General features: G+C 67.4%; 21 protein-coding genes and 1 pseudogene. 8 read left to right on the plus strand and 14 right to left on the minus strand.

Annotated elements, in window-relative coordinates:
- Positions 1-45 precede the first annotated feature (45 nt).
- Genes ACVWWN_RS40550 through ACVWWN_RS40560 form a run of 3 tightly spaced genes read left to right on the plus strand, consistent with a single transcriptional unit; the run spans position 46 to position 2,190 of the window.
- Positions 46-573: an HD family phosphohydrolase gene (locus ACVWWN_RS40550; protein WP_457148922.1), complete on the plus strand. Its 528-nt coding sequence runs from the start codon at positions 46-48 to the stop codon at positions 571-573.
- Positions 570-1,274, plus strand: a complete 705-nt coding sequence (locus ACVWWN_RS40555) for a GntR family transcriptional regulator (RefSeq protein WP_457148923.1) — start codon at positions 570-572, stop codon at positions 1,272-1,274. Before ACVWWN_RS40550 ends, ACVWWN_RS40555 begins: the two co-directional genes overlap by 4 nt.
- 10 nt (positions 1,275-1,284) lie before the next feature.
- Positions 1,285-2,190: an alpha/beta hydrolase gene (locus ACVWWN_RS40560; RefSeq protein WP_457148924.1), complete on the plus strand. Its 906-nt coding sequence runs from the start codon at positions 1,285-1,287 to the stop codon at positions 2,188-2,190.
- A gap of 1 nt (position 2,191) precedes the next feature.
- Here ACVWWN_RS40560 and ACVWWN_RS40565 read toward each other — a convergent pair whose 3' ends face one another.
- Positions 2,192-3,247: an aldo/keto reductase gene (locus ACVWWN_RS40565; RefSeq protein WP_457148925.1), complete on the minus strand. Its 1,056-nt coding sequence runs from the start codon at positions 3,245-3,247 to the stop codon at positions 2,192-2,194.
- 38 nt (positions 3,248-3,285) lie between these two features.
- Positions 3,286-4,650: an MmgE/PrpD family protein gene (locus tag ACVWWN_RS40570; RefSeq protein ID WP_457148926.1), complete on the minus strand. Its 1,365-nt coding sequence runs from the start codon at positions 4,648-4,650 to the stop codon at positions 3,286-3,288.
- 50 nt (positions 4,651-4,700) lie between these two features.
- On the opposite strand from ACVWWN_RS40570, the gene ACVWWN_RS40575 reads away from it, so the two are divergent.
- Complete coding sequence (locus ACVWWN_RS40575) at positions 4,701-6,071, plus strand: MmgE/PrpD family protein (RefSeq protein WP_457148927.1); 1,371 nt, start codon at positions 4,701-4,703, stop codon at positions 6,069-6,071.
- Here ACVWWN_RS40575 and ACVWWN_RS40580 read toward each other — a convergent pair.
- From ACVWWN_RS40580 to ACVWWN_RS40600, 5 genes are read right to left on the minus strand one after another with little or no spacing between them, the layout of a single operon-like run.
- Complete coding sequence (locus ACVWWN_RS40580) at positions 6,058-6,753, minus strand: SDR family NAD(P)-dependent oxidoreductase (protein WP_457148928.1); 696 nt, start codon at positions 6,751-6,753, stop codon at positions 6,058-6,060. The two genes, ACVWWN_RS40575 and ACVWWN_RS40580, sit on opposite strands and share 14 nt — an antisense overlap.
- The gene (locus ACVWWN_RS40585; RefSeq protein WP_457148929.1) at positions 6,753-8,105 is read right to left on the minus strand and encodes an MmgE/PrpD family protein; all 1,353 of its coding nucleotides are present in this window, start codon (positions 8,103-8,105) and stop codon (positions 6,753-6,755) included. Before ACVWWN_RS40585 ends, ACVWWN_RS40580 begins: the two co-directional genes overlap by 1 nt.
- Complete coding sequence (locus ACVWWN_RS40590; RefSeq protein ID WP_457148930.1) at positions 8,102-9,097, minus strand: tripartite tricarboxylate transporter substrate binding protein; 996 nt, start codon at positions 9,095-9,097, stop codon at positions 8,102-8,104. Before ACVWWN_RS40590 ends, ACVWWN_RS40585 begins: the two co-directional genes overlap by 4 nt.
- A gap of 41 nt (positions 9,098-9,138) precedes the next feature.
- Positions 9,139-10,653 (minus strand): tripartite tricarboxylate transporter permease, encoded by a 1,515-nt coding sequence (locus tag ACVWWN_RS40595; protein WP_457148931.1) that lies wholly within the window; start codon positions 10,651-10,653, stop codon positions 9,139-9,141.
- A 37-nt stretch (positions 10,654-10,690) separates the two neighbouring features.
- Positions 10,691-11,374: a tripartite tricarboxylate transporter TctB family protein gene (locus tag ACVWWN_RS40600; RefSeq protein ID WP_457148932.1), complete on the minus strand. Its 684-nt coding sequence runs from the start codon at positions 11,372-11,374 to the stop codon at positions 10,691-10,693.
- A gap of 158 nt (positions 11,375-11,532) precedes the next feature.
- On the opposite strand from ACVWWN_RS40600, the gene ACVWWN_RS40605 reads away from it, so the two are divergent.
- Positions 11,533-12,339, plus strand: a complete 807-nt coding sequence (locus ACVWWN_RS40605) for an IclR family transcriptional regulator (protein WP_457148933.1) — start codon at positions 11,533-11,535, stop codon at positions 12,337-12,339.
- Here the strand turns inward: ACVWWN_RS40605 and ACVWWN_RS40610 are convergent.
- The 4 genes and pseudogenes from ACVWWN_RS40610 to ACVWWN_RS40625 form a co-directional block, all read right to left on the minus strand.
- Positions 12,321-13,526: an MFS transporter gene (locus ACVWWN_RS40610; RefSeq protein WP_457148934.1), complete on the minus strand. Its 1,206-nt coding sequence runs from the start codon at positions 13,524-13,526 to the stop codon at positions 12,321-12,323. The genes ACVWWN_RS40605 and ACVWWN_RS40610 overlap by 19 nt on opposite strands.
- 51 nt (positions 13,527-13,577) lie before the next feature.
- Positions 13,578-14,003: a VOC family protein gene (locus tag ACVWWN_RS40615; protein ID WP_457148935.1), complete on the minus strand. Its 426-nt coding sequence runs from the start codon at positions 14,001-14,003 to the stop codon at positions 13,578-13,580.
- Positions 14,004-14,086: 83 nt separating this feature from the next.
- Positions 14,087-14,416 (minus strand): annotated as a pseudogene (locus ACVWWN_RS40620) (amidohydrolase family protein); the annotation flags it as partial.
- Positions 14,417-14,577: 161 nt separating this feature from the next.
- Entirely contained in the window at positions 14,578-15,501 is a 924-nt protein-coding gene (locus ACVWWN_RS40625) for an acyl dehydratase (RefSeq protein WP_457149464.1), read from the minus strand.
- Positions 15,502-15,668: 167 nt separating this feature from the next.
- On the opposite strand from ACVWWN_RS40625, the gene ACVWWN_RS40630 reads away from it, so the two are divergent.
- The 3 genes from ACVWWN_RS40630 (at position 15,669) to ACVWWN_RS40640 (ending at position 19,138) form a co-directional block, all read left to right on the plus strand.
- On the plus strand, positions 15,669-16,817 hold the full coding sequence (locus ACVWWN_RS40630) for an acyl-CoA dehydrogenase family protein (protein WP_457148936.1): 1,149 nt from the start codon (positions 15,669-15,671) through the stop codon (positions 16,815-16,817).
- Between the two features lies 1 nt (position 16,818).
- On the plus strand, positions 16,819-17,541 hold the full coding sequence (locus ACVWWN_RS40635; RefSeq protein WP_457148937.1) for a GntR family transcriptional regulator: 723 nt from the start codon (positions 16,819-16,821) through the stop codon (positions 17,539-17,541).
- Positions 17,542-17,842: 301 nt separating this feature from the next.
- The gene (locus ACVWWN_RS40640; protein WP_457148938.1) at positions 17,843-19,138 is read left to right on the plus strand and encodes a DUF222 domain-containing protein; all 1,296 of its coding nucleotides are present in this window, start codon (positions 17,843-17,845) and stop codon (positions 19,136-19,138) included.
- 285 nt (positions 19,139-19,423) lie between these two features.
- On the opposite strand, the gene ACVWWN_RS40645 is transcribed toward ACVWWN_RS40640, so the two are convergent.
- The 3 genes from ACVWWN_RS40645 to ACVWWN_RS40655 all read right to left on the minus strand — a co-directional run bounded on the left by ACVWWN_RS40645 (position 19,424) and on the right by ACVWWN_RS40655 (position 21,128).
- Positions 19,424-19,546: a hypothetical protein gene (locus ACVWWN_RS40645; RefSeq protein WP_457149502.1), complete on the minus strand. Its 123-nt coding sequence runs from the start codon at positions 19,544-19,546 to the stop codon at positions 19,424-19,426.
- A 344-nt stretch (positions 19,547-19,890) separates the two neighbouring features.
- Entirely contained in the window at positions 19,891-20,166 is a 276-nt protein-coding gene (locus tag ACVWWN_RS40650) for a hypothetical protein (protein WP_457148939.1), read from the minus strand.
- Between the two features lie 71 nt (positions 20,167-20,237).
- A complete protein-coding gene (locus tag ACVWWN_RS40655) occupies positions 20,238-21,128 on the minus strand; it encodes an RNA polymerase sigma-70 factor (RefSeq protein ID WP_457148940.1) in 891 nt (296 codons plus the stop codon).
- Positions 21,129-21,146 lie beyond the last annotated feature (18 nt).

The following is a 21,146-nucleotide window of genomic DNA, read 5'->3' on the forward strand; positions in this document are numbered from 1 at the left end:
ACAGGTTAAGAATTGGTATAGACCAATTGCGGTATCGTACGCAGCGTGTTCGCGATCGACGACGTGAAGAATCTGCTGTACTCGCTGCGCGGCGTCTGGGACGAAGACGCCGTCGACGAACTCGACCATGCGCTCCAAGCTGCCGCCCAGGCGCTGACCGACGGGGCCGACGACGAACTGGTGCTGGCGGCCGCGTTGCACGACGCCGCGCACAGCCCGTTGCTGGGCGCGGTCTCGATACCGGAGCATGAGCGCGTCGCCCGGGACTGGCTCGTCCCACGGTTCGGCGACCGGGTCGGCTGGCTGGCGGGCGCGCACGTGGCGGCCAAGCGCTATCTGGTGGCGACCGATCCCGCCTACGCCGGCACGCTGTCGGAGGTCTCGGTGCACTCTCTCGACCGTCAGGGCGGCGCCGCGATCGACTCGGAGTTCGTCGACCATCCCTGGTGGCCGGACGCGATCCGGCTGCGCCGGTACGACGACGCCGCGAAGATACCGGGCGGTGCGGCCGCATCGATCTCCGAGGTTTTGGGTATTGCGGAACACGTACTCACGCAACGGATTTCGCGTTGAGCGCGCAGGAGCGGCTACCGAAGCCGTACCTGGTTCGCACGGCCGTCGACGACATTCTCGCCGACCTCGACGAGGGCGACCCGGTGCCGCCCGAGCGTGAACTCGCCGTCCGGTTCGGCGTGTCCCGGGAGACGGTCCGGCAGGCGCTGCACGAACTGCTGGTCGAGGGCCGCATCGAGCGGCGCGGACGCGGCACCGTGGTGTCCCGGCCCAAACTGGTTCAGCCGCTGTCGCTACGGTCCTACACCGAGGGCGCCGCCGAGCGCGGCCGCGTGCCCGGACGCATACCGGTGACGTGGGGGGAAATCCCGGCGACGCCAGAGATGGCCGAGGCGCTGTCGATTCCGACCGGCGACACCGTCATCCACCTGGAGCGGGTGCTCCTCGCCGATGGTCAGCGGATCGGGCTGGAGAGCACCCACCTGCCCAAGAGCAGATTCGGCACGTTCACCGAAAGCTTCGACCCGGCGACCTCGCTGTACGCAGCGGTCCGCGCGACGGGCGTGGAGTTCGGCTCGGCCGTCGAACGTATCGAGACCGTGCTTCCGTCGCCGCGCGAGGCCTCGCTGTTGGAGTCGACGACCGCGATGCCGATGCTGCTGCTGAGGCGGACGTCGGTCGACACGGCCGGCCGGCCCATCGAGATGGTCCGGGCCCTCTACCGCGGGGACCGGGTGGCCTTCGAGACGCACCTGACGTAATACTGGGCAGGTGCCCAGAACCCCGGATTTTCATCCCGATCTGCGGCGCGCCGCCGGGCGCATTCCCAAGCAGATCATCACGCCGGTGACGGTGCCGATCATTCGCGCCTCCGAGCGCCTGCTGTGGCGGCGAACGCCCAGGGACGTCGAGGTGCTCACGCTGGCATCGGGAGTCGGGGTTCGGCTGTTCCGTCCTACCGGTACCTCGGATCGGTCCCCCGGAATGGTCTGGATCCACGGTGGCGGATTCGTGATCGGGAAGGCTGCACAGGACGACGTGCTGTGCCGCCGCTACGCCCGGGCACTCGGCGCCACCGTGGCCTCGGTGGAGTACCGCATGGCGCCCGAAAATCACTATCCCGCGCAGATCGAGGACTGCTACGAGGTGCTGCAGTGGCTGGCCCGACTGCCCTCGGTCGACGCAACCCGGCTGGCGATCGGCGGTGCCAGCGCCGGTGGTTGCCTGGCGGCGGCCCTGGCGCTGTGGACCCGCGACCGCGGCGAAATCGAACCGGCCGCACAGTTACTGGTTTACCCGATGCTCGACGACCGCACGGTCCAGCGGAAAGATCTGGACAATCCGGGCCATCGACTGTGGAACCAGTCGAGCAACAAGTTCGGCTGGTCGGCCTATCTGGGCGACGCCGACCGCGACGTGGCGGTGCCGGCGCGACGGGCTGACCTCGCCGGGTTGCCGCCCGCGTGGATGGGAGTGGGCACGCTGGACCTGTTCCACGACGAGAACCTGGCTTATGCGAAGCGGCTCACCGCGGCCGGCGTTACGTGTGAGGTCGAGGTCGTCGAGGGCGCCTTCCACGGTTTCGACGGGATCGTCCCGAAAGCCAAAGTGTCGCAACAGTTCTTCGAGAGCCAGTGCGCGATGCTGCGGCAGGCACTGGCACCCGCGGCGGCCTGAGCTATGCCACCGGAATCCGCGGCGGACTGAATCCGGACGCGTCGCCGCCCAGAGTGGCGGTTGGCTGGGCAGCCAACGCGGCGTGCGGCTGCCCGAAGTCGATGCGGCTGACCTCGTCGAGGTGGCGGTACTGCCGGTCATCGAGGCGGACATCGAGCGCCGCGAGATAGGACTCTGTCTGCGCCGCGGTCCGGGGGCCGACGATCGGCACCACACCGGTGGATGACCGCCTGCCCCGCTCGAGCAGCCACGCCACCGCGACCTGCGCGGCAGGTACCCCGAGTGCGTCGGCGGTCTCGATCACCGCGTCGACCGTTGCGGTCTTGGCCTGCTCGTCCTCGATGTGCACCAACCGGTTCCAGTCGGTCAGCCTGCCGGCGGTGCCCGACCGGTACTTTCCGGACAACAGCCCGCCGCCGAGCGGCGACCACAGCGCTGCGCCGAGACCCATCGCCTCGGCCATCGGGAGGTTCTCCCGGTCGGCGCTGCGTTCGACGAGGCTGTACTCGAGCTGTACACCCGAGATCGGGATCAGCCCGCGCACCTCGGCCAGGGTCGCCGCCCGCGCCGACATCCACGCCGGGAAGTTGGACAGTCCCGCGTAGAGGATCTTGCCGGACCTGGCGAGATCGTCGAGTCCGCGGACGATCTCGTCCAACGGGGTGACGAAGTCGGGGAAGTGCACCCACAGCAGGTCGATGTAGTCGGTGCCGAGTCGGCGCAGGCTGGCCTCCACCGAACGGAACATCGCGCGGCGGCCGTTGCCGGTCTGCAGCACCCCGGTTCCTTCGGGTCCGCCGATCGCGAACTTGGTCGCCACGGTGAATTGATCGCGCCGGCCGTCGAGTAGGCCGCCGAGGTTCTCCTCGGCCTCGCCGACCTGATAGCTCGCCGCGGTGTCGATGAACGTGCCGCCCGCCTCGGCGAACGTCTCGAAGATCCGCGGTATGTCGTCGGGCTCGGCGCCATAACCCCAACGGGAACCGAGGCTTCCTGTCCCGAGTGCGAGCGCCGAGACGCGCAGGCCGTTGTTGCTGCCGAACGTGAAGTGCTCCATCACCACAACCTACCGAAGCTGAGTATATTCCGCAGTACTTAGCTGGGCGTCGCGGCCATCGCCGCCAGGCTGCTGATGTCGTCGAGGTCGAGCATTCGCCAGCACGTCCCGACGAGCCGTTGCGCAACGGCCTCGCCCAGCACGGGCGCGGCCAACGCGAAGAACTTGTCTTCGAGCTGCCCGTCGCTCATCGGGTTGTCGGGGGTGCCGAGGTTGTGGGCGACGTAGCGCTCGAGCGTCCGGCCGTCGCTCAGCGACAGCACCACCCGGGCGGAGTCCTTGGTCTGCTCGGGGTCGACGTGGACATGCACCTTCTGTCGGAGCCGGCCCAGCTCCGGGTCGGCCACTCGCTCGTCGGTGAACTGGTCGAGTAAGGCGGCGCCGTCGGCCAGTGCGACCGAGAGCACATGATAAATGCTGAACTTGCCCTCCAGTCCGGTGCGGGGTTCCCGCAGACCCGTCGTCGTCTTCACGTAATCGTGGACGTAGGCGTCGACCGCAACGACGTCGGCTGCGGTGAGGTTGTGCTCGGTGCGCATCTCGATGAGAGCCTGCGCCGGCGGATGCGTCAGGGAGCCGCACGCGTAGGGCTTGAATCCATTGCGCGGCAGGCACCAGAGCTCACCGATGCCCTCGAGTGCCCGCTCCGGGGCAGGATCCGGCGAGAACAGGTGCAGGAATCCGCGGTGGCCCTCGATAGCCTGGCTGCTCGAAGTGAACCCGTGGCGCGCAAGGAAACCCGAGAGCACCCCATCCATTGCCGCCTTCCCAGGGTGCAGGGACTTGCCCATCGACCCGTAGACCACCTTCATGCCCGCGGCCTGAGTGGCACCGGTACCGAGCGCCGCCAGTGTTTGCGCCGGCGACAGGCCCAGCAACCGTGCGGTGGCCGCCGCCGCGCCGATGTGTCCCACCGTGCCGGTCACATGCCAGCCGGCGTCGTAGTGTCCCGCCCCGGCGGCGATCGCCACCCGCGTCTGCACTTCGAAACCCGCGACGAAGGCGGCCACGGCCTGGAGTCCCGACACCGGAATCAACTCGCCGGTGGCGACGATGGCGGGCCACAGGGGTGCGCTGCCATGGATGGTCGTCCGGTCCGGATTGAACGTGTCGTCGAAGTCCAGCACATGCGCGGCGATTCCGTTCGCCAGCGCGGCGTAACCCACCGAGCAGCGCTGCGGACTGCCCACGATCGTCGCCGCGCGGGAACCACCCGGGTCGAGCGCGTCGATGCCCGCGCGGACCGCTGCGCACTCGGGTGTGGCGGATCCCGCGATGGCGCAGCCGAGCCAGTCCACGAGGCAACGGACCGCCTGATGGACCACGTCGTCAGGGAGATCATCGGCCGTCAGGCCGGAGGCGAAGGTGGCCAGACCGGAGCTCACCGATGATCGATCACTCACCGCCAGACTCCAGTCTGTGATACGGAAAGAAATTCTGTTATACAGACTACATGGGAGACGCCGCGGAAAGCTACGACGACCGGACCTCCGCCGAGACGCGCACGCTGCTCGATTTCGTGTGTCAGACCGCGCCCGGCAAAATCCCCGACGAGGTCATGCACGAGAGCACCCGATGCCTGCTCGACCATCTCGGTCTCGCCGTCGCGGGTGCCGGGGAGCCCGCGTCGCGGATCGCCAGGGAGCAGTGTCTTCTGCTCGGCGGCGATCCGCAGGCCAGGGCGCTCGGCACCGCGGATCGGCTGCGGGTCACCGACGCCGCGTTGGTCAACGGGATCTCCTGCCATGCACTGGATTTCGACGACACCCACGTACCGACGATCCTCCATCCGACCACGCCCCTTTACGCGGCGGGCACAGCGCTGGCGGAGTGGCGCGACGCCGGGGGTGTCGACCTGCTCGCGGCGCACGCGCTGGGTTACGAGTTGTCGGCGCGGGTGAGCAATGCGCTGTACCCAGAGCACTACGACGCGGGCTGGCACATGACCGGCACCACCGGGGCGCTCGCGTCGGCGACTGTTGCCGTCCGGCTGCTCGGCCTGAGCGGGATCGCGGCCACCCACTGTCTGAGCATCGCCGCGACCCAGGCGGCCGGCCACCGCGAGCAGTTCGGCACCATGACCAAGCCCTTCCATGCCGGACACGCGGCGGCGGCCGGTGTCTGGGCGGGCCTGCTCGCCGCAGGCGGATTCACCGGAGCGCCCGATCCGCTGCAGGGCCGGCGCGGCATGTTCGCGGTGATGTCGTCGGCCAGCACCCCCGCCGACCTCGTCGACGGCCTCGGCGAGCGGTGGCAGATCTTCGACAACGGCGTCAAACCCTACGCGTGCGGCGTGGTGATCCACCCCGCCATCGACGCCGTCCGCGACCTGGCCGTCCGCCGGGGGCTGACGCCGGAACGGATCGAGAAGATCACGCTGCGCGTGCACCCGCTGGTGCGCGAGCTGACCGGAAAGACTGACCCCCGAACAGGTTTGGAAGGAAAATTCTCGGTGACGTTCGCATGTTCCATCGCGCTGGTCGACGGCAGGGCGGGCGAGGCCGAGTTCTCCGACTCCGCCGTCGCGCGCACCGACGTCCGGGACCTGATGGCGCGCATCGAGGTGGTCGCCGACGCCGCCGTTTCGCACACGCAGGCCGGCGCCGAGGCGGTCACCGATTCCGGCGAGACGGTGCAAACCTGGGTTGATCATGCGCGCGGCACGCCCGGCAACAGGCTGACCGATGACGAGCTCACCGAGAAGTTCCACGGGCTCGCCGATCCGGTGCTGGGGAGTGCCCGCGCCGCCAGGCTGGCCGAAACCGTTTTCGCGCTACGGGATACCGGCGACGTCGACGCGATGCTGGCGCTCACCACGCCGTAGGCGCAGTGCTGACGACGGCGCCGTCGCAGTCGATTCGCACCACCGTACCGGTGCACTCGGCGGCGTCGGCGAATGCCAGGCGCGAGACCTCTGCGGCGATCGCGCTTCGGCACCGGTCCAGGTCTTCGCCCTCAGTGTCGACACCGGGCGATACCGCGTTGACGGCCACTCCGTCGGCGCGCAGGGCCGCCGCGAGTGCCAGGGTCAGGCCGACCAGACCGTGCTTGGCCGCCGAAAGGTGAACGCGCTCAGGGTCCCCCGCCAGCGCATTGCGACCGAGGATGTTGACGATGCGTCCACCCGGGATGAGCGTGGGCAGCGCGCAGCGAATGCAGCGGAACGCGCCGTCGAGCGTGACCGCATGAACCTGGTGCCAGTCCTGCTCGGTGATGGTCTGGAATGGTTGCCGGGGACGGTAGGAGGCGTTGTTGATCAGGACACGCAGCGTGCCCTTCACGGCGACGCTGTCGAACATGCGCCGCACGGCCGACGGATCGGTGACGTCGGCCGTGACGGCGAAGGCCTTGCCTCCGGCCAGCCGGATCGCCGCCGCCACCGCGTCCGCCTTCTCGGTGTGAGCGCGAGTGTTGACAGCGATCGTAAGACCCTGGGCTGCAAGATGTTGGGCGACGATCGCCCCGAGGCCGCTTCCAGCCCCGGTGACCAGCGCGACGTCGGGCATCAGTCCGGGACGGTCTGGCCGAGTAGCACCGAGACGTCGGCGAGCTCGTCGACCTGCCAGCAGGCTGCCAACAGCCGCTCAGTGCGCTCCGCGCCGAGCACCGGACCGACCAGCTCACGGAACTTCGCGCCGAGCTCGTCGTCGTCGAGGGGAGCGGCAGGCGTACCGCGGTTTCCCCGCACCTGGGTGGACAGTGTCCGCCCCGATGCCAAGGTGATCTCGACGTCGGCGTCCTGCTTTCCGAGCGCCGGGTCGGTGACGACTTTGACCCGGTCGCGCAGGTCGACGACGTCGGGCCGGCCCAGCACCTCCCGGGACAGCTCCTCGGTGCCCAGCCGCCGGAACACCACGGCCGCGGCCGCACAGTGCCGCAGGCTGAATTTGGCCTGCATAGGCGTGCCGGGCCGGGGCAGGTCGGTGAAGCGCGCCGCGGGCGGCGACACCCGGACGTCGATCACGGTGACCTCGCCGGCGGCGACGTCCTCGCCGGCGACCAGGGCGATGACGCCGTCGACCATCGGATGAGTCAACGAGCCACTGGGATAGAGCTTGTGTCCGTTGGACGTGAGATTCCACGTCTCGCCGAGGCCCGTACTGATCCGGTCCGGTGCGGGGTCGGTGCTCATCACCGCGAGGTAGCCGAAGTCGCCTTCGAGCACGCGCGGGCTGGCGGTCAACCGGTGCTCGACGAGGGTGGCCGCCAGCACGCCGTCCATCGCGGCCTTGCCGGGATGCATGCTCTTGAGGTCACTGCCCGCCATGATTCGCAGCCCGGCCGCCTGGGTGGCGCCTGCGGCCATCGCGTGTTCGACCTGCTCGCGGTCCAGGCCCATCGTGCGGGCGGCCGCGGCGGCCGCCCCGACATGCCCCGAGGTACCGGTGACGTGCCAGCCGGCGTCGTAGTGCGTCTGGCCGGCGGCGTGCGCCACCCGGGTCTCCACCTCGAATCCCAGCGCGAAGCTGGCCAGCGCATCGCGGCCGCTGACGGGCCGGTTGTCGGCGACGGCCAGGATGGCGGGCCACACCGAGCAGCTGCCGTGCACCGTGGTGCCGGGCGGGTTGTACACGTCATCGAGGTCGAGCACGTGTGATGCGAACGCGTTGAGAAACGCGGCGAACGGTGCGGCGACCCGCATTCGCGACCCGACAACCGTTGCACTGCCGCCGCTTCCGCTGGCAGCGATCGCGGCGCGGGCCCGGCGGGTGGCGTCATCGGCCGAGCCGGCCACCGTGACCCCGATGTGGTCGACGAGCGCACGGCGCGCCGCGTGCATGACGGGTTCGGGGATCTGCTCGCACTCCTGCTCAGTGACGAACGTCGCCAGGACCGATGTCGCTTCGGTTCCGATCACTGATCCTTCCTCAGGCCTAGTCCTGCCAGCAGGCCGCCCACGATGTCGGTCTGTTCCTTCAGATACGCCGTCAGCTTGTCATCCTGAAGGTTCTGGGTGACCAGGCCGTTTTCCTTGGCGAGGGTCTTCCAGTCTTCGGTCTCGATCATCTTCGACAGGTCGTCCTGGTAGCGCTGCACGGCGTCCGCGGGCATGTCCGGGGCACCCATCACGGCGCGGAACTGGACGGGCACCTTCGACGAATCGATGCCCTGTGCTGTGGTGGTGGTGACGTCGGGGAAGGTGTCCAGCTTCTGGTCGCCGACCACCGCGATGACCTTGAGCTGGCCCGCCTTGACCTGTTCGGCGACGTCGGACGCGCTGCCCAGCATGATGTTCGCGTCGTTGCGCAGCAGCGCGGTGATGCGGGAGCCGGTGTCCTCGAACGACAGGAACTTCCACTTGGCGCCCAGGGTGTCCTGCAATACCAACCGGGTCAGCGCGTCGTTGGCGGTGCTGGAGCCACCGGCCTGGACCAGGGTGTCGGGCGCGGCCTTGGCGGCGTTGACGAAGTCGGCGAACGAGTTGAACGGAGACTTCGCGTTCGTGACGATCACCTGGGGCTCGGTCGCGACCAGTGTGATCGGTGTCAGGTCCGCGAGGCTGACCTTGGCATTGGAAACGGTCATCGGGGTCGCCAGCCAGGTGGGTGTCACCTGAGCGATCAAGCCCGCGTTGCCCTTCTTGTCGATCATGTACGACATCGCACCGATCGAATCACCGGCGGGCACGTTACGGACCGGCCAGTTGGTGTCGATGATCTTGTTCTCGTACATCACCTTGATCATCTGGCGGGTGAACACGTCACTTCCGCCGCCGACGGCGTTGTGCGTGACAACCTCGACGGGGCCGTTCTTGCTGCCGCCGCCCCCTCCTCCACTCCCGCATGCCGCGAGCGCGACGAGTGCCACCGCCGAGACCACGATGGTGACGAGTTTCCTGATACGGATCATCTCCGCTTCCTTCCTGCCGAAAATCGTTGAAGTCACGGGTGTCATACGTCGATCTCGATTACCTGCTCGCGCACCTTGCGCGTCCGCCGCCCGAACGTCAGCAGCAGCAGGAGCAGGACCGCGACCCCGATGAGCGCCGCCGAGATGGGCCGCTGGAGATAGATGATCGGGCTGTTGTCGGAGAGCAGCAGCGATTGCCGGATCGAGTTCTCCGCGATCGGGCCGAGCACGAAGGCCAGCACCAGCGGGGCCGGCGGGATGTCGAGCTTGCGCATGACGTACCCGAGAAGCCCGAACACGACCAGCAGACCGACGTCGAAGATCGAGAAGTTCACGCTGTAGACGCCGACCACCGAGATCAGCAGGATCGCCGGGTACAGCACCTTGTAGGGCGTGTTCAGCAGCTTGGCGAAGAACGGCACCATGGGCAGGTTCATCACCAGCAGGGCGATGTTGCCCAGGTACATGCTGGCGATAATCGGCCACACCACGTCGGCGTGTTCGTGGAAGAGCAACGGGCCCGGGTTGAGCCCGTAGAGCACCAACGCGCCGAGAAGCACTGCGCCCGTGCCTGATCCGGGAATACCCATGGTCAGCAGCGGCACCATCGCGCCACCGGTCTCCGAGTTGTTCGCCGCCTCCGGGGCCGCGACGCCTTCGATCGAGCCGTGGCCGAACTCCTCGGGTGTCTTGGACGTCTTCTTGGCGATGATGTACGAGACGAACGAGGCGACCGTGGAGCCCGCCCCGGGCAGGATCCCGATCAGGAAACCGACGATGCCCCCCTGCAACATGGCCGGGGTCGACTTCCTGATGTCTTGCCGGGACGGCAGCAGTTCCCGCATCTTGCTGGGGACCTTGAAGAGCTTCTTCTCGGTCTTGTCCTCGATGTTCACCAGTACCTCGCCGACGGCGAAGATGCCGACGCTCAAGGCAATGAACTCGATGCCGCCCGCCAGCTCGATCTGACCGCCGGTGAAACGCTGTTCACCGGAGAACAGATCCGTCCCGATCGTCGACAGGAACAGCCCGATGAACATCGAGATGAAGCCCTTGAGCATCGAGTCGCCCGCCAGCATGATCACCAGCAGCAGTGCGAACACCATCAACGCCGAGTACTCCGGCGGACCGAAGTTGACCGCGACATCGGCCGCGACCGGGGCGAGGAAGGTCAGGCCGATCACGCCGATCGTGCCCGCCACGAATGAACCGATCGCGGCGATCCCGAGGGCCTTGCCGGCGCGGCCCTGCTTGGCCATCTCATAACCGTCGATACACGTGACGACCGACGAGGACTCGCCGGGAATGTTCAACAGGATCGAGGTGGTCGAACCGCCGTACTTGGCGCCGTAATAGATACCGGCCATCATGATCAGGCCGGTCGCCGGCTCGAACCCGGTGGCCAGCGGTAGCAGGATCGCGATCGTCGCCGGCGGCCCGAGGCCGGGAAGGATGCCGACGAGCGTGCCGAGCAGGCAGCCGACCAGGAGCCAGAGCAGGTTCGTCGGCGTGATCGCGGCTTGCAACCCGTGCAGCAGGCCGTCAACCGCGTTCACCGGCGGGCTCCCGCACCGCCGGATTCACGAAAGTCGTTCAGTACCACAGGGTTCCTCCTGGAAGTTGAACCTCGAGCAGGGTGTCGAACAGGAAGTACATGGCAGGCGGAAGCAACAGCAGCGTGATGATCAGGGGAATGGATCGGATCCGCTCGACCACGATGATCACGAGCAGGACCAGGACCTCGCCCGCCACCAGGAAGCCGAGCGGCTCGATCAAGAATGCACAGACCACGAGCGCGAACCACACCAGCAGTGCGCGGCCCATGCCACTGGGCGACAGCGAGAGGGTGGGCGCATCTCCCCGGCGGGCGCGCGGTCCCCACAACCACACGGCCGACAGCGCCAGACCGAGCCCGATCAGGCAGATGGTCAGCAGCACTGGTAGGTAACCGGGCCCCGGCTCGTTGTTGGCGCCGCGGAATGCCAGGTCGGTTCTGCTCATATAGAGCAGCCATGCGCTGACCGCGGCGATCACGATGCCGAGCACGACGTGGACGCGACGGGTCACCCGCACGTCGTGGGCATCGTCCTTCTCAACGGCGTCCTTCTCAACGGCGGCCTTCTCGTCGACGGCTGTGTCGGGATCCTGGCCGAGTGTGTCGTCTTCGGCCACGACGGGCTCCTGGGCGGGTTCCTGATCGGCCACCGCGGGGCTGCGCGGAGCCGGGGGTTCAGCGGCGACGTCCGCGACGAGGCGCCGGTCCGTGTCTTGATCCATGCGGTCCCTTTCAGGGCGATGTCTTCAAGATGGAAAGTTCTTCTGCTGTGAGAAAACCTATGAGGACAGTCCCGATGTGTCAAGCGTCACTTTCACCGCCTCGATACCGGTCTCGCAGTAGCAAAGCCTAGGCGAAAAAGGGCCGGTACCATTCTTCTATGCAGAAGATGCGACCGGAGAGCGAAACTGGCCCGGCCTATCCGATTGCGTCGGTCAACAACGCGTTGTTGTTGCTGCTGCTGTTTCGGGAGCAGCCGCGGGTCCGGCTCACCGACGCCTGCAAGTACCTCGGTGTCGCGCACTCGACGGCCCACCGACTACTCGCGATGCTGGCCCACCACGGCTTCGTCCAGCAGGAACCGGTCACCCGCGCGTACATCGCCGGCCCGGCACTGGTCGAGGTGGGGCTGGCCGTCGTCGGTTCGCTGAACGTCCGGGAGCAGGCCCGGCCGATGATGGAGGAGTTGTCCGCCGAGCTCGGTGAGACCGTTCACCTCGGTGTCCTCGAGGGCAACCAGGTGCGGTATGTCGACGCCGTGGAATCCGAACGCGCGCTGCGGGTGGTCGCCCGCACGGGCACATTGGTGCCCGCGCACTGCACGTCGCTGGGCAAGGCGCTGCTGTCGCTGATGACCGACCAGCAGGTGGCCGAACTCTACCCGGCATCCGCCGAGCCGTTCGCCGCCCGTACGGAGCGCTCCATCACCACCCAGGCCAAGCTGCTCAAAGAGGTGTCGAAGGCGCGGGCGCGCGGATACGCCCTCAACGCAGGCGAGACGGAGGACGACGTCGGCTCCGTCGCTGTCGCATTCCGGGATTTCGTCGGACGCCCGGCGGCGATCGCGGTTGCGGCACCGACGAGTCGCCTCAGCTCGCAACGGATCCCCCACATCGCGGACTTGATGATCCAGACCGTCGCCAAGACCCCCGAATCACAGGTGACCGCTCAAGCGCCGTCCGATTGAGGTTTGCGCCTGGCGCTGAGTGCGCCGGCGCCCGCCGTCGTGAGCATGACGGCCGCCAGCAGTGCGAAGGCCGTCTCGACCCCGAACCACTGCGATGCGGCGCCGGCCGCGGCGAGGATGAAGGTCTGCCCGACGCGGTTGGTCGCCACCCGCAACCCGAGCGCGGAGCCGCGGCTGGTGTCGCCCACCAGATCGACGACCCAGTCCATGGTCGTCGTCTGCGTCAGGCCGAGGGCGAAGCCGAGCACCGACATCGCCAGCATCATCGGCGTCAGGTTGTGGCTCAGCGCCACGATCAGAAGGCACATCGCCGCGACGACCGTGGCGACCACGGTCAGGTTCACGCTCGGGATCCGGCGGACGAACAACGGGGTTGCCGCGCGGGCCAGCAGCGCTCCGCCGGAGCTGATACCCAGCAGGATGCCCACCTGGGAGGACGTCAGCCCGACGGAGGCGCCGAGCAGCGGCACATAGACGAGGAGAAGGTCGTTGCCGCCCTTCGCGGAGAAGCTCGTCATCAGGGCGGCGGGCATCCCGCGCAGGCGCAACAGACTCCACACCCGCTCCGCACGACCGGTCCGCACCGTCGACTTCTGGATCGTCGTGCGCATCGCCAGCACGGCGGCGGGCAGACCACCGACGAACACCCAGGCCGCGACGAGAAGACCAGACGACGTCGAGCCGAGGCTGGGGCTGTCGGTGTGGCCGATGATCAAGCCGCCGAGGACGGGCCCGACGATCTGGCCCAGTGCCGAAATCGTGGTGAGCGTGCCGAACCTGCTGATGCGCGCGAGTGAACTCTGCGCCTGGGCCATGATGCTCTGGCCTCCGATGGTCGCCGACATGTGCCCGATGCCGAGCGCCGTGGTGGCGAGGGCGAAGACCGGGATCGCCTCGACGAACACGAGCGCGAAGGCACCGACGGCGGCGATGATGAAGCCGAGCACCATCAGGATGGCGGGGTGGTGCCGCTCGGTCCAGCGGCCGAAGCCGACTGCCAGCAGCATCGGCGGCACGGCGAAGCACGCGGCTGTCAGACCGAGGGTGGTGCCGTCGGCGCCGAGGGCCAGCAGCCGGTAGGTGGACACCGGGCGCGCCAGCGTGACCGCCACCTGCAACAGGAAGATGCTGGTGACGGTGCCGACGAGCCACAGCGGCGGGAGTGAACGCTCCGCTAGGCGGGTCACTGGGTCAGTCGAGCGCCGGCCCAGATGGATCTGGGCCGGGGCTCGCTTCTGTCAGAACTTCCAGCCACGCTCTGGCGTGGCGACATCGACCTCGACACCGTCCGGATCGCGGAACTTGAAGAACCGTGGTGGGTCGGCGGCTTCCGCACCGTATACCTCGATTCCCCGGTCCTTCAGCGCCGTGACGACGGATCCAGTGTCCTCGATCGTCACACCGATGTGGTTGGGGCCCATCGCTCCGTACGTCCAGTCTGACCGCTGGATGTCCGGATTGGGCTGCAGGAGCGAGTAATTCACCTCGCCATCGCTGAGGTCGAGTGCCTTGCCGGGGTAGTGGCCAGGCGTTCGGGCGTCTCCCAGACGCTTGAAGCCCAGCACGTTCTCGTAGAACTCGGCGGTCCGCTCGAGGTCCTGGACCACGATTCCAAGGTGTCGGATACGCACTGCTTTCTCCCTGTTCTGCTGGTGAATGACCATCTTCCGTAATGTAGAAATAGTGTCTGCAAATCAGACTCTAGGTGGTGCGGGTTGTTTCCGTCAACGGGCTCACACAGAAAGAATCACTCCCGCCGGAAGACCACCTCGCCGGCGACGACTGTGGCCGCGACCATGTCCGAGTCCAGCTCCGCCAGCACCTGTTCCGGCGGTGCCGACAGTACGCACAGCTCACCCGGCTGGCCGGGCGCGACGCTCCTGATTCGCACGGGCCGATCCGGTGCGCCGAAGAACATCGTCAAAGCGTCGCGCGCCGAGACACATTCGCCGGCGTTCAGCACGACGCCGCCGGTGGTGGTCCGGCTGACCGCCGCACGCATCGCCGCCCATGGATCGCTCTCACCGAAGGGCATGTCGGTGGACAGCGCGACCGAAACGCCGGCGCGCAGCAGCGCATCAGCCGGCTCGCCTGGCCGGCGGAGACCCGGCCGCGCGGCGACAGCCCGAGCATCGTTGCGCGGCCGGTCAGGATCTGGTCGGCGGCCACCCTGACGCCCGCTGGGCGCTGGAGCGCACCGCAGCGGGAATGGCCAGCGACGTCACCCCATCATTGTGCTCAGAACTGCAGGGCGGTGAACCGCCAATCGAGCACCTGCCGATCCGGCTCGCCACCGTCTGAAACCGCATGAACCAGAGACCGCAGTTTGAGCACTCCGCCGCGGTCCTCGGGCAGCGGCACCGCGCCGTCGACATGCAGTTCGCTGTAGAGGGTGTCGCCCTCGTGCACCGGTCCGGTGTGGTTGCACGACTGCCAGCCCAGCACGGTGACGAGGTTGGGCAGCAGCCTGGTGGCCTGGGCCAGTGCCAGCCCGATGGTATGCCCCCCGTAGACCAGGCGTTGGCCTCCGACTCGTGAATCATGGTGGGTAGCAGCGATGTTCAGCGTGAGCCGGGCCAGCTCTGGCGCGCTGCTCACGACGTCGGCGGTGCTGTGCAGGACGGTGCCCGCAACCCCCGAGTCGAAGTGCGCACCGGGTACTTTGGCCCGGTACGCCTCGGCGCTCCATTCGGCGGTCGGATCGGGCGCGTGCGGGGCTTCGGCGCCCACCGCGGACAGATCGTCGCGGCGACCGGTCTCCCCGGTGTCGTGGCGCAGGGGCAGCATCGCGCACCGATAGAAGTCGAGCACCAGCCGGCCGAGGTCGTCGACGGTGGTCATCCGAAGCGCCGCCAACCCGGTCGGGGCGCGGCCGGGTTTGACCGAATTCTGCTTGAGCCCCACCACCTCGGTGCGGGTGAAGATCGTGTCGCCGATGACCGGGAAGCGGTGGAAGGTCAGGCCCCGGTAGAACAGGTTGGCCTTTACCCGCTGGGTGGCCAGCGTCGACTGCCCGATGGCGACATCGCACACCAGCGCGGGGTGTGCGAGCGGACCCGGCGCGCCCGTCACGGCCACGGCCAACTCGGTGTCCAGGGCGAGTCGCAGTCGGTCGCCGATGATGGATTGGTGCGCGGCGGCCGCGCCGGCCGTCAGCGTCATCGCGGGGGCCCAGTCGAACACCTGGCCCACCTCCAGGTCGTCGAAATAGGGTCCACCGAGAATATGGCCGGACAAAGTCACAGCTGCCTATGTTGGCAGTGTGACCAACGGCGTGTCAATGTTGTCGATATGGCCGTACATTTCTGGCGATCGAGGTACCCCACGCGATGAAGTTGAGCGAAGAAGAAGCCCTGCTGGTCGAGACGGTTCGGGCGTTCGTCGAGCGCGACGTCAAGCCCACCGTGTGCGAGGTCGAGCACGCCAACTCCTATCCGGAGGACTGGATCGAGCAGATGAAGCGGATCGGCGTCTATGGCCTGGCGATCCCCGAGTCTTACGGTGGCTCGCCGGTGTCGATGCCGTGCTACGTCTTCGTCACGCAGGAACTCTCCCGCGGTTGGATGAGCCTGGCCGGTGCGATGGGCGGCCACACCGTGGTGGCCAAGCTGCTGACCCTCTTCGGCACCGAGGAACAGAAGCGCCGGTATCTGCCCGCACTGGCGACCGGCGAGGTGCGCGCCACCATGGCGCTGACCGAACCGGGTGGTGGTTCGGACCTTCAGAACATGAAGACGACCGCGCTGCCGTCCGGTGACGATCTGGTGATCAACGGGTCCAAGACGTGGATCAGCAATGCCCGCCGGTCCGGGCTGATCGCGCTGCTCTGCAAAACCGATCCGTCGGCTCAGCCTGCACACAAAGGAATCTCGGTGCTCCTCGTCGAACACACGAAAGGACTGACCGTGTCCCAGGACCTGGCCAAGCTGGGTTACAAGGGCGTCGAGTCTTGCGAGCTGACGTTCGACGACTGTCGGGTGCCCTCCTCGGCGATCTTGGGCGGTGAGCCCGGCAAGGGTTTCGCCCAGATGATGAAAGGGCTTGAGACGGGCCGGATTCAGGTTGCCTCCCGGGCCCTGGGGGTCGGTGCCGCGGCGCTCGAGGATTCGCTGCGTTACGCCCAGGACAGGGAGAGCTTCGGTCAGCCGATCTGGAAGCATCAGGCCGTCGGCCACTATCTCGCCGACATGGCCACGAAGCTGACCGCGGCCCGCCAGCTCACCCTGTACGCCGCCGAGCGGTACGACAGCGGCGAGCGCTGCGATATGGAGGCCGGCATGGCCAAGCTGTTCGCGTCGGAGGTGGCCATGGAGATAGCACTCAATGCCGTCCGGATACACGGTGGCTACGGGTATTCCACCGAATTCGACGTGGAACGCTACTTCCGGGACGCGCCTCTGATGATCGTCGGCGAGGGCACCAACGAGATCCAGCGCAACGTGATCGCTGGACAACTCGTCGCGCGGGGCGGAATCTGACATGAAGACGGAGCCGGCGTACCGGACACTTCGAGAACGGTTGCGCGAAGAGATCACGGCGGGCCGATACAGAGACGGCAGCCGGCTGCCCACAGAGTCGGAACTCGTTGCGCGACATGGCCTGTCGCGACAGACGGTGCGGCGGGCCTTTCAGGATCTGGTTGCCGAGGGTGTGGTCTACCGCGTGCCTGGTCGCGGCACCTACGCCAGCGAACCGAGATACCTGCGGCAGCTCGGATCCATCGAGGATCTGATGAGCCTGTCCGACGACACCACCATGGAGGTGTCGTCGGGTCTGCGTCGACGGGTGGACGTCGACGTCGCGAGCCGGCTACGGCTCGCCGACGACATCGTGTATTCGGTGGTGTTCCGGCGCTGCCACGACGGGGTGCCCTTCGTGATGACGACAGTGCACCTTCCTCCAGCGGTCGCCCAGGCGGCGCTGCCGATGGCCGAACTGGCCGATGGCGCCAAGGGCACCCACACGGTCATCGGGCTGCTCGAACCACGCCTCATCGACCCGATTGCCGAAGCCGCGCAATCGATCACGGTCGCGGCGGCGGACACGGCGGTCGCCGCCGCCGTGGGATGCGCGCCCGGCCATCCGATGCTGCGCGTGGACCGGCTGTATTCCGACACGAGCGGTCGGCCGGTGGAGTTGGCGGTCAGCCACTTCCTGCCCGAGCAGTACACCTACCGTGTCACGTTGCGTCGTTCTGGCTAGTGTCCTGAGTCGTCGGGTGCAGTAGTTGCCGATTGATTCGAGTATTTGGTCGGCGGTCCTGGTCCAGATGTAGGGTCGTGGGTTGTCGTTTCAGGTGGGTTCCAGGCTCGCCGGGGTGTTGTGCGCCGCCAATATTGCGTTGACCGATGACGCACGGGCCGGCCATGGCAGAGTTGGCTGATGGCACTGATCACGCTGTGGCGCAGCGGTTAATAGCCGATCAGGTTGGGCCTGTTGGCATCTGATCCCGGCCGGGTTCGGGTGGCCCGAATTTGTCGGACCTGGGTGCGATGATGGGGTTATGTCTTCGACCGCTTCGCTTGAGGTGCCGGTGGTGCGGGCTGGCGAGCGTGTTGAGGTGTTGTTCGGGGAGTTGTCGGAGTTGGCGGGGCAGCGCAATGCCATTGATGGGCGCATTGTGCAGATCGTCGCGGAGTTGGACCACGACGGGTTGTGCGGGTCGACCGGGGCGCGGTCGATCGCGGCGTTGGTGGCCTGGAAGCTGGGCGCCTCGTCGGGCAACGCCGCCACGATCGCCGCCATCGCGCACCGGTTGCCGGTGTTTCCGCGCTGCGCGCAGGGGATGCGGGAGGGTCGGCTGTCGCTGGATCAGGTCGGGGTGATCGCCGGCGGCGCCGCCGATGGCTCTGATGAGCATTATGCGGAGTTCGCCCGTGTCGCCTCGGTGTCGCAGTTGCGCACCGCGGTCAAGCTCGAACCCCCACCCGAACCCGACCCCGACCCGCAGCCCGAGCCGCAGCCCGAGCCCGAGCCGGAGCCGGAGTCGGAGCCGCGGGTTTCGATCAGCTCCACCTCCGATGAGCAGTTCTGCTATTACCGGATCACGTTGCCGCATCTGGAGGCGGCGAAGTTCGACGCGGCCCTGGGGTCTCATCGTGAGGCGCTGGTCGCCGAATGCAAACGCGATCACGCCGCCGGCGGCGACGCGTCCGGGCGGCGGCCGCCGCTCCCGTCCACCGGCGCGGCGTTTCTGCGGCTGGTCGATGCCGGCTGGGACGCCGAGGCGGCGGCCCGCCCCCACGGGCAGCACACCACCGTGGTGGTGCATGTGGATGTGCACGACCGGGTGGCGCAGCTGCATCTGGGTCCGCTGCTGTCGGCTGCTGACCGGCGTTACCTGACCTGTGATGCCACCTGCGAGGTGTGGTTCCAACGCGCCGGGGCGCCGATCGGGGCCGGGCGGGCGTCTCGGGTGATCAGCCGCCGGCTGCGCCGCGCCCTGGAGTACCGCGACCGCAGCTGCGCGGTGCCCGGGTGTGCGGCCACCCGGGGTTTGCATGCGCATCACCTGTGGCATTGGGAAGACGGCGGACCCACCGAGCTGGACAACCTGGTGCCGCTGCTGTGCCCCTACCATCACCGGCTGCACCACCGCGGCGATATCACCATCACCGGACCCCCAGCCCAGTTGTGCGTCACCGACAACACCGGCCGCACCCTGAGCCCGGGGTCGCTGGCCCGCCCCCCGACCCAGCCCCCACCCGCGGTCCCACCGTATCCGGGACCCACCGGCGAACGCGCCCACTGGTGGTGGTATCAACCCTTCCAACCCCAACCACCACCCACACCCAACTGATATGTAGAGAACCATGTCAAGGGGGCATGGGGAGGCGCCGTCGGGGAGCTATCCCGACGGCGCCTCGTTGCTTCCTCGGCGAGCCTGTGTGGTGAGCGTGTCGTTGGCAACGCGCGGTCAGACTGATATACGCGTGTTTGCCTACGGCAGGACGGGTTTCGGCTGGATCGCATCCGCGTGTCTAGTGTCGAGCGTCGACCCGAGCGGGTCTGCTCATAGTTGTGTCGCGGGTCGATCCACGCGTTGCGACCACCGAACTGGGGGAGGAAGCAGATCAGGTGACGGTCAGTCCTCCATGACCGCCAGCGACCAGCACCAGCCGGCCAGTTCACGAGCGATCGCAACGTTGGCCACGGTGGACCGCTTGCGCCGCGCCAGGAAACCCACCCACCGGTCTCCTACGCTCACTGAACACCGGGGCCTCCCACCACTGTCGGATAGACCGAGCAGGCGCTCCCTACTCGGTAGCCCACGAACATGGGTGAGTGGGGCCCCGGCCCGCAATCCCCAACTCAACGCCGAGGGTCACCCATACCGTCTAGCTTCAATCACCGAAGCCGGTCATCACCAGCCGCGGGGCCATCCGCGGTAGACGATGGCAAGGTTGTCGCGAGCGAGGAATTCGGTCGGCGGTCCTGGTCCAGAGATATAGGGTCATAAGTTGTCGTCGTCCCGGATGTCGATCCAGGCTCGGACATCGGCGTTGAATTGCTCGCATCGCCAACCACCGCAACCGAATCAACGACAAGACACTAGACGCAATCGACAGCACCGCGCACCGCGGCCGTGAGCTCCTTGATCGCCAGGCCTGACCGGTCCGGCGAGATGAAGCAGAGACCCAGCGATCCTGGACCCGCCGGCGCTGCTCTCTCGGCTTGCCGCGCCGGGGCGGCCTGCGCTGTCGCCAGCAGAGCGTCGATGGCGATCGCCACCGCGATCGCACCCGTAACGAGAACCAACACGAGCAACCGCATCGTTCGACGCAGGCTCGAAGCATGCACGGGGTGGCCGTTGATTTCGATTTCCATGATGAACCTTTCACGATCGTTCATCAGTCAAGACACCGCCGGACGCGTCTTTGTGACGTGGTGTTCGCCACTCAGGGCGTCGACATGGCACGCAACTTGTCCGGACTCAAGGTCCACATCACCTGATCGATCTCGTGATCGGCCACGGTGGCGGTGAGGAAGGCATACACCTCGGCATCGCGCGAGATGAGCACGGCAGGTTGCCCGTTGGCCTGAATCCAGGTGAGTGTGGCACCCACCCAGAAATGGGGGGCGAATGCCTTGACGAACTTCGCCACGACCGAGCGGCCGTGCACGGGGATGCGGGAGGCGCCCCGCATCCCGTTGCCATCGGTGTAGCTGACCACGTCTTGTGCCAACAGTTTCTCGAGGGTGGACAGGTCACCCGCCTGCGCCGCCGAAACGAATGCCTCCAACAACCGTTTCTGCTCGGCCGGGTCGACGGCTCGGCGGCGTGTCGCCCCGATGTGTTTCCGGGCGCGGCTGACCAGTTGCCGCGCATTGTCCTCTTTCATCTGAAGAATCTCGGCGATCTGCCAGTACGGATAATCGAACGCCTCACGCAGGACGTAGGCGGCCCGTTCGGTCGGCGAGAGCTTCTCGAGCAGCATCAGGGTGGCGAATTCCATCGCTTCGCCACGTTCGGCGCCCAAAAGCGGGTCAGCGCCGGTGTCCACGGGCTCGGGAAGCCAGGGGCCGATGTAGGTTTCGCGGCGCGCCCGTGCGGACTGCAATTCGTTGATGCACAACCTCGTGGTCGTGGTCGCCAGGAAGGCGGGTGGGTCAACCACGGCGCTTCGATCACACGTCTGCCATCGGACCCAGGTGTCCTGGACGATGTCTTCGGCCTCTGAGCGACTGCCGAGCATGCGGTAGGCGATTCCGAACAGCCGGCCCCGCACCGCGACGAACTCGGCCGTGGCGTGTTCGAGATCGGTCGACGGTCCGGCGCCCTGGGTCACACGGCCATGAAAGCACAA

The sequence above is a fragment of the Mycobacterium sp. URHB0021 genome (assembly GCF_054057895.1).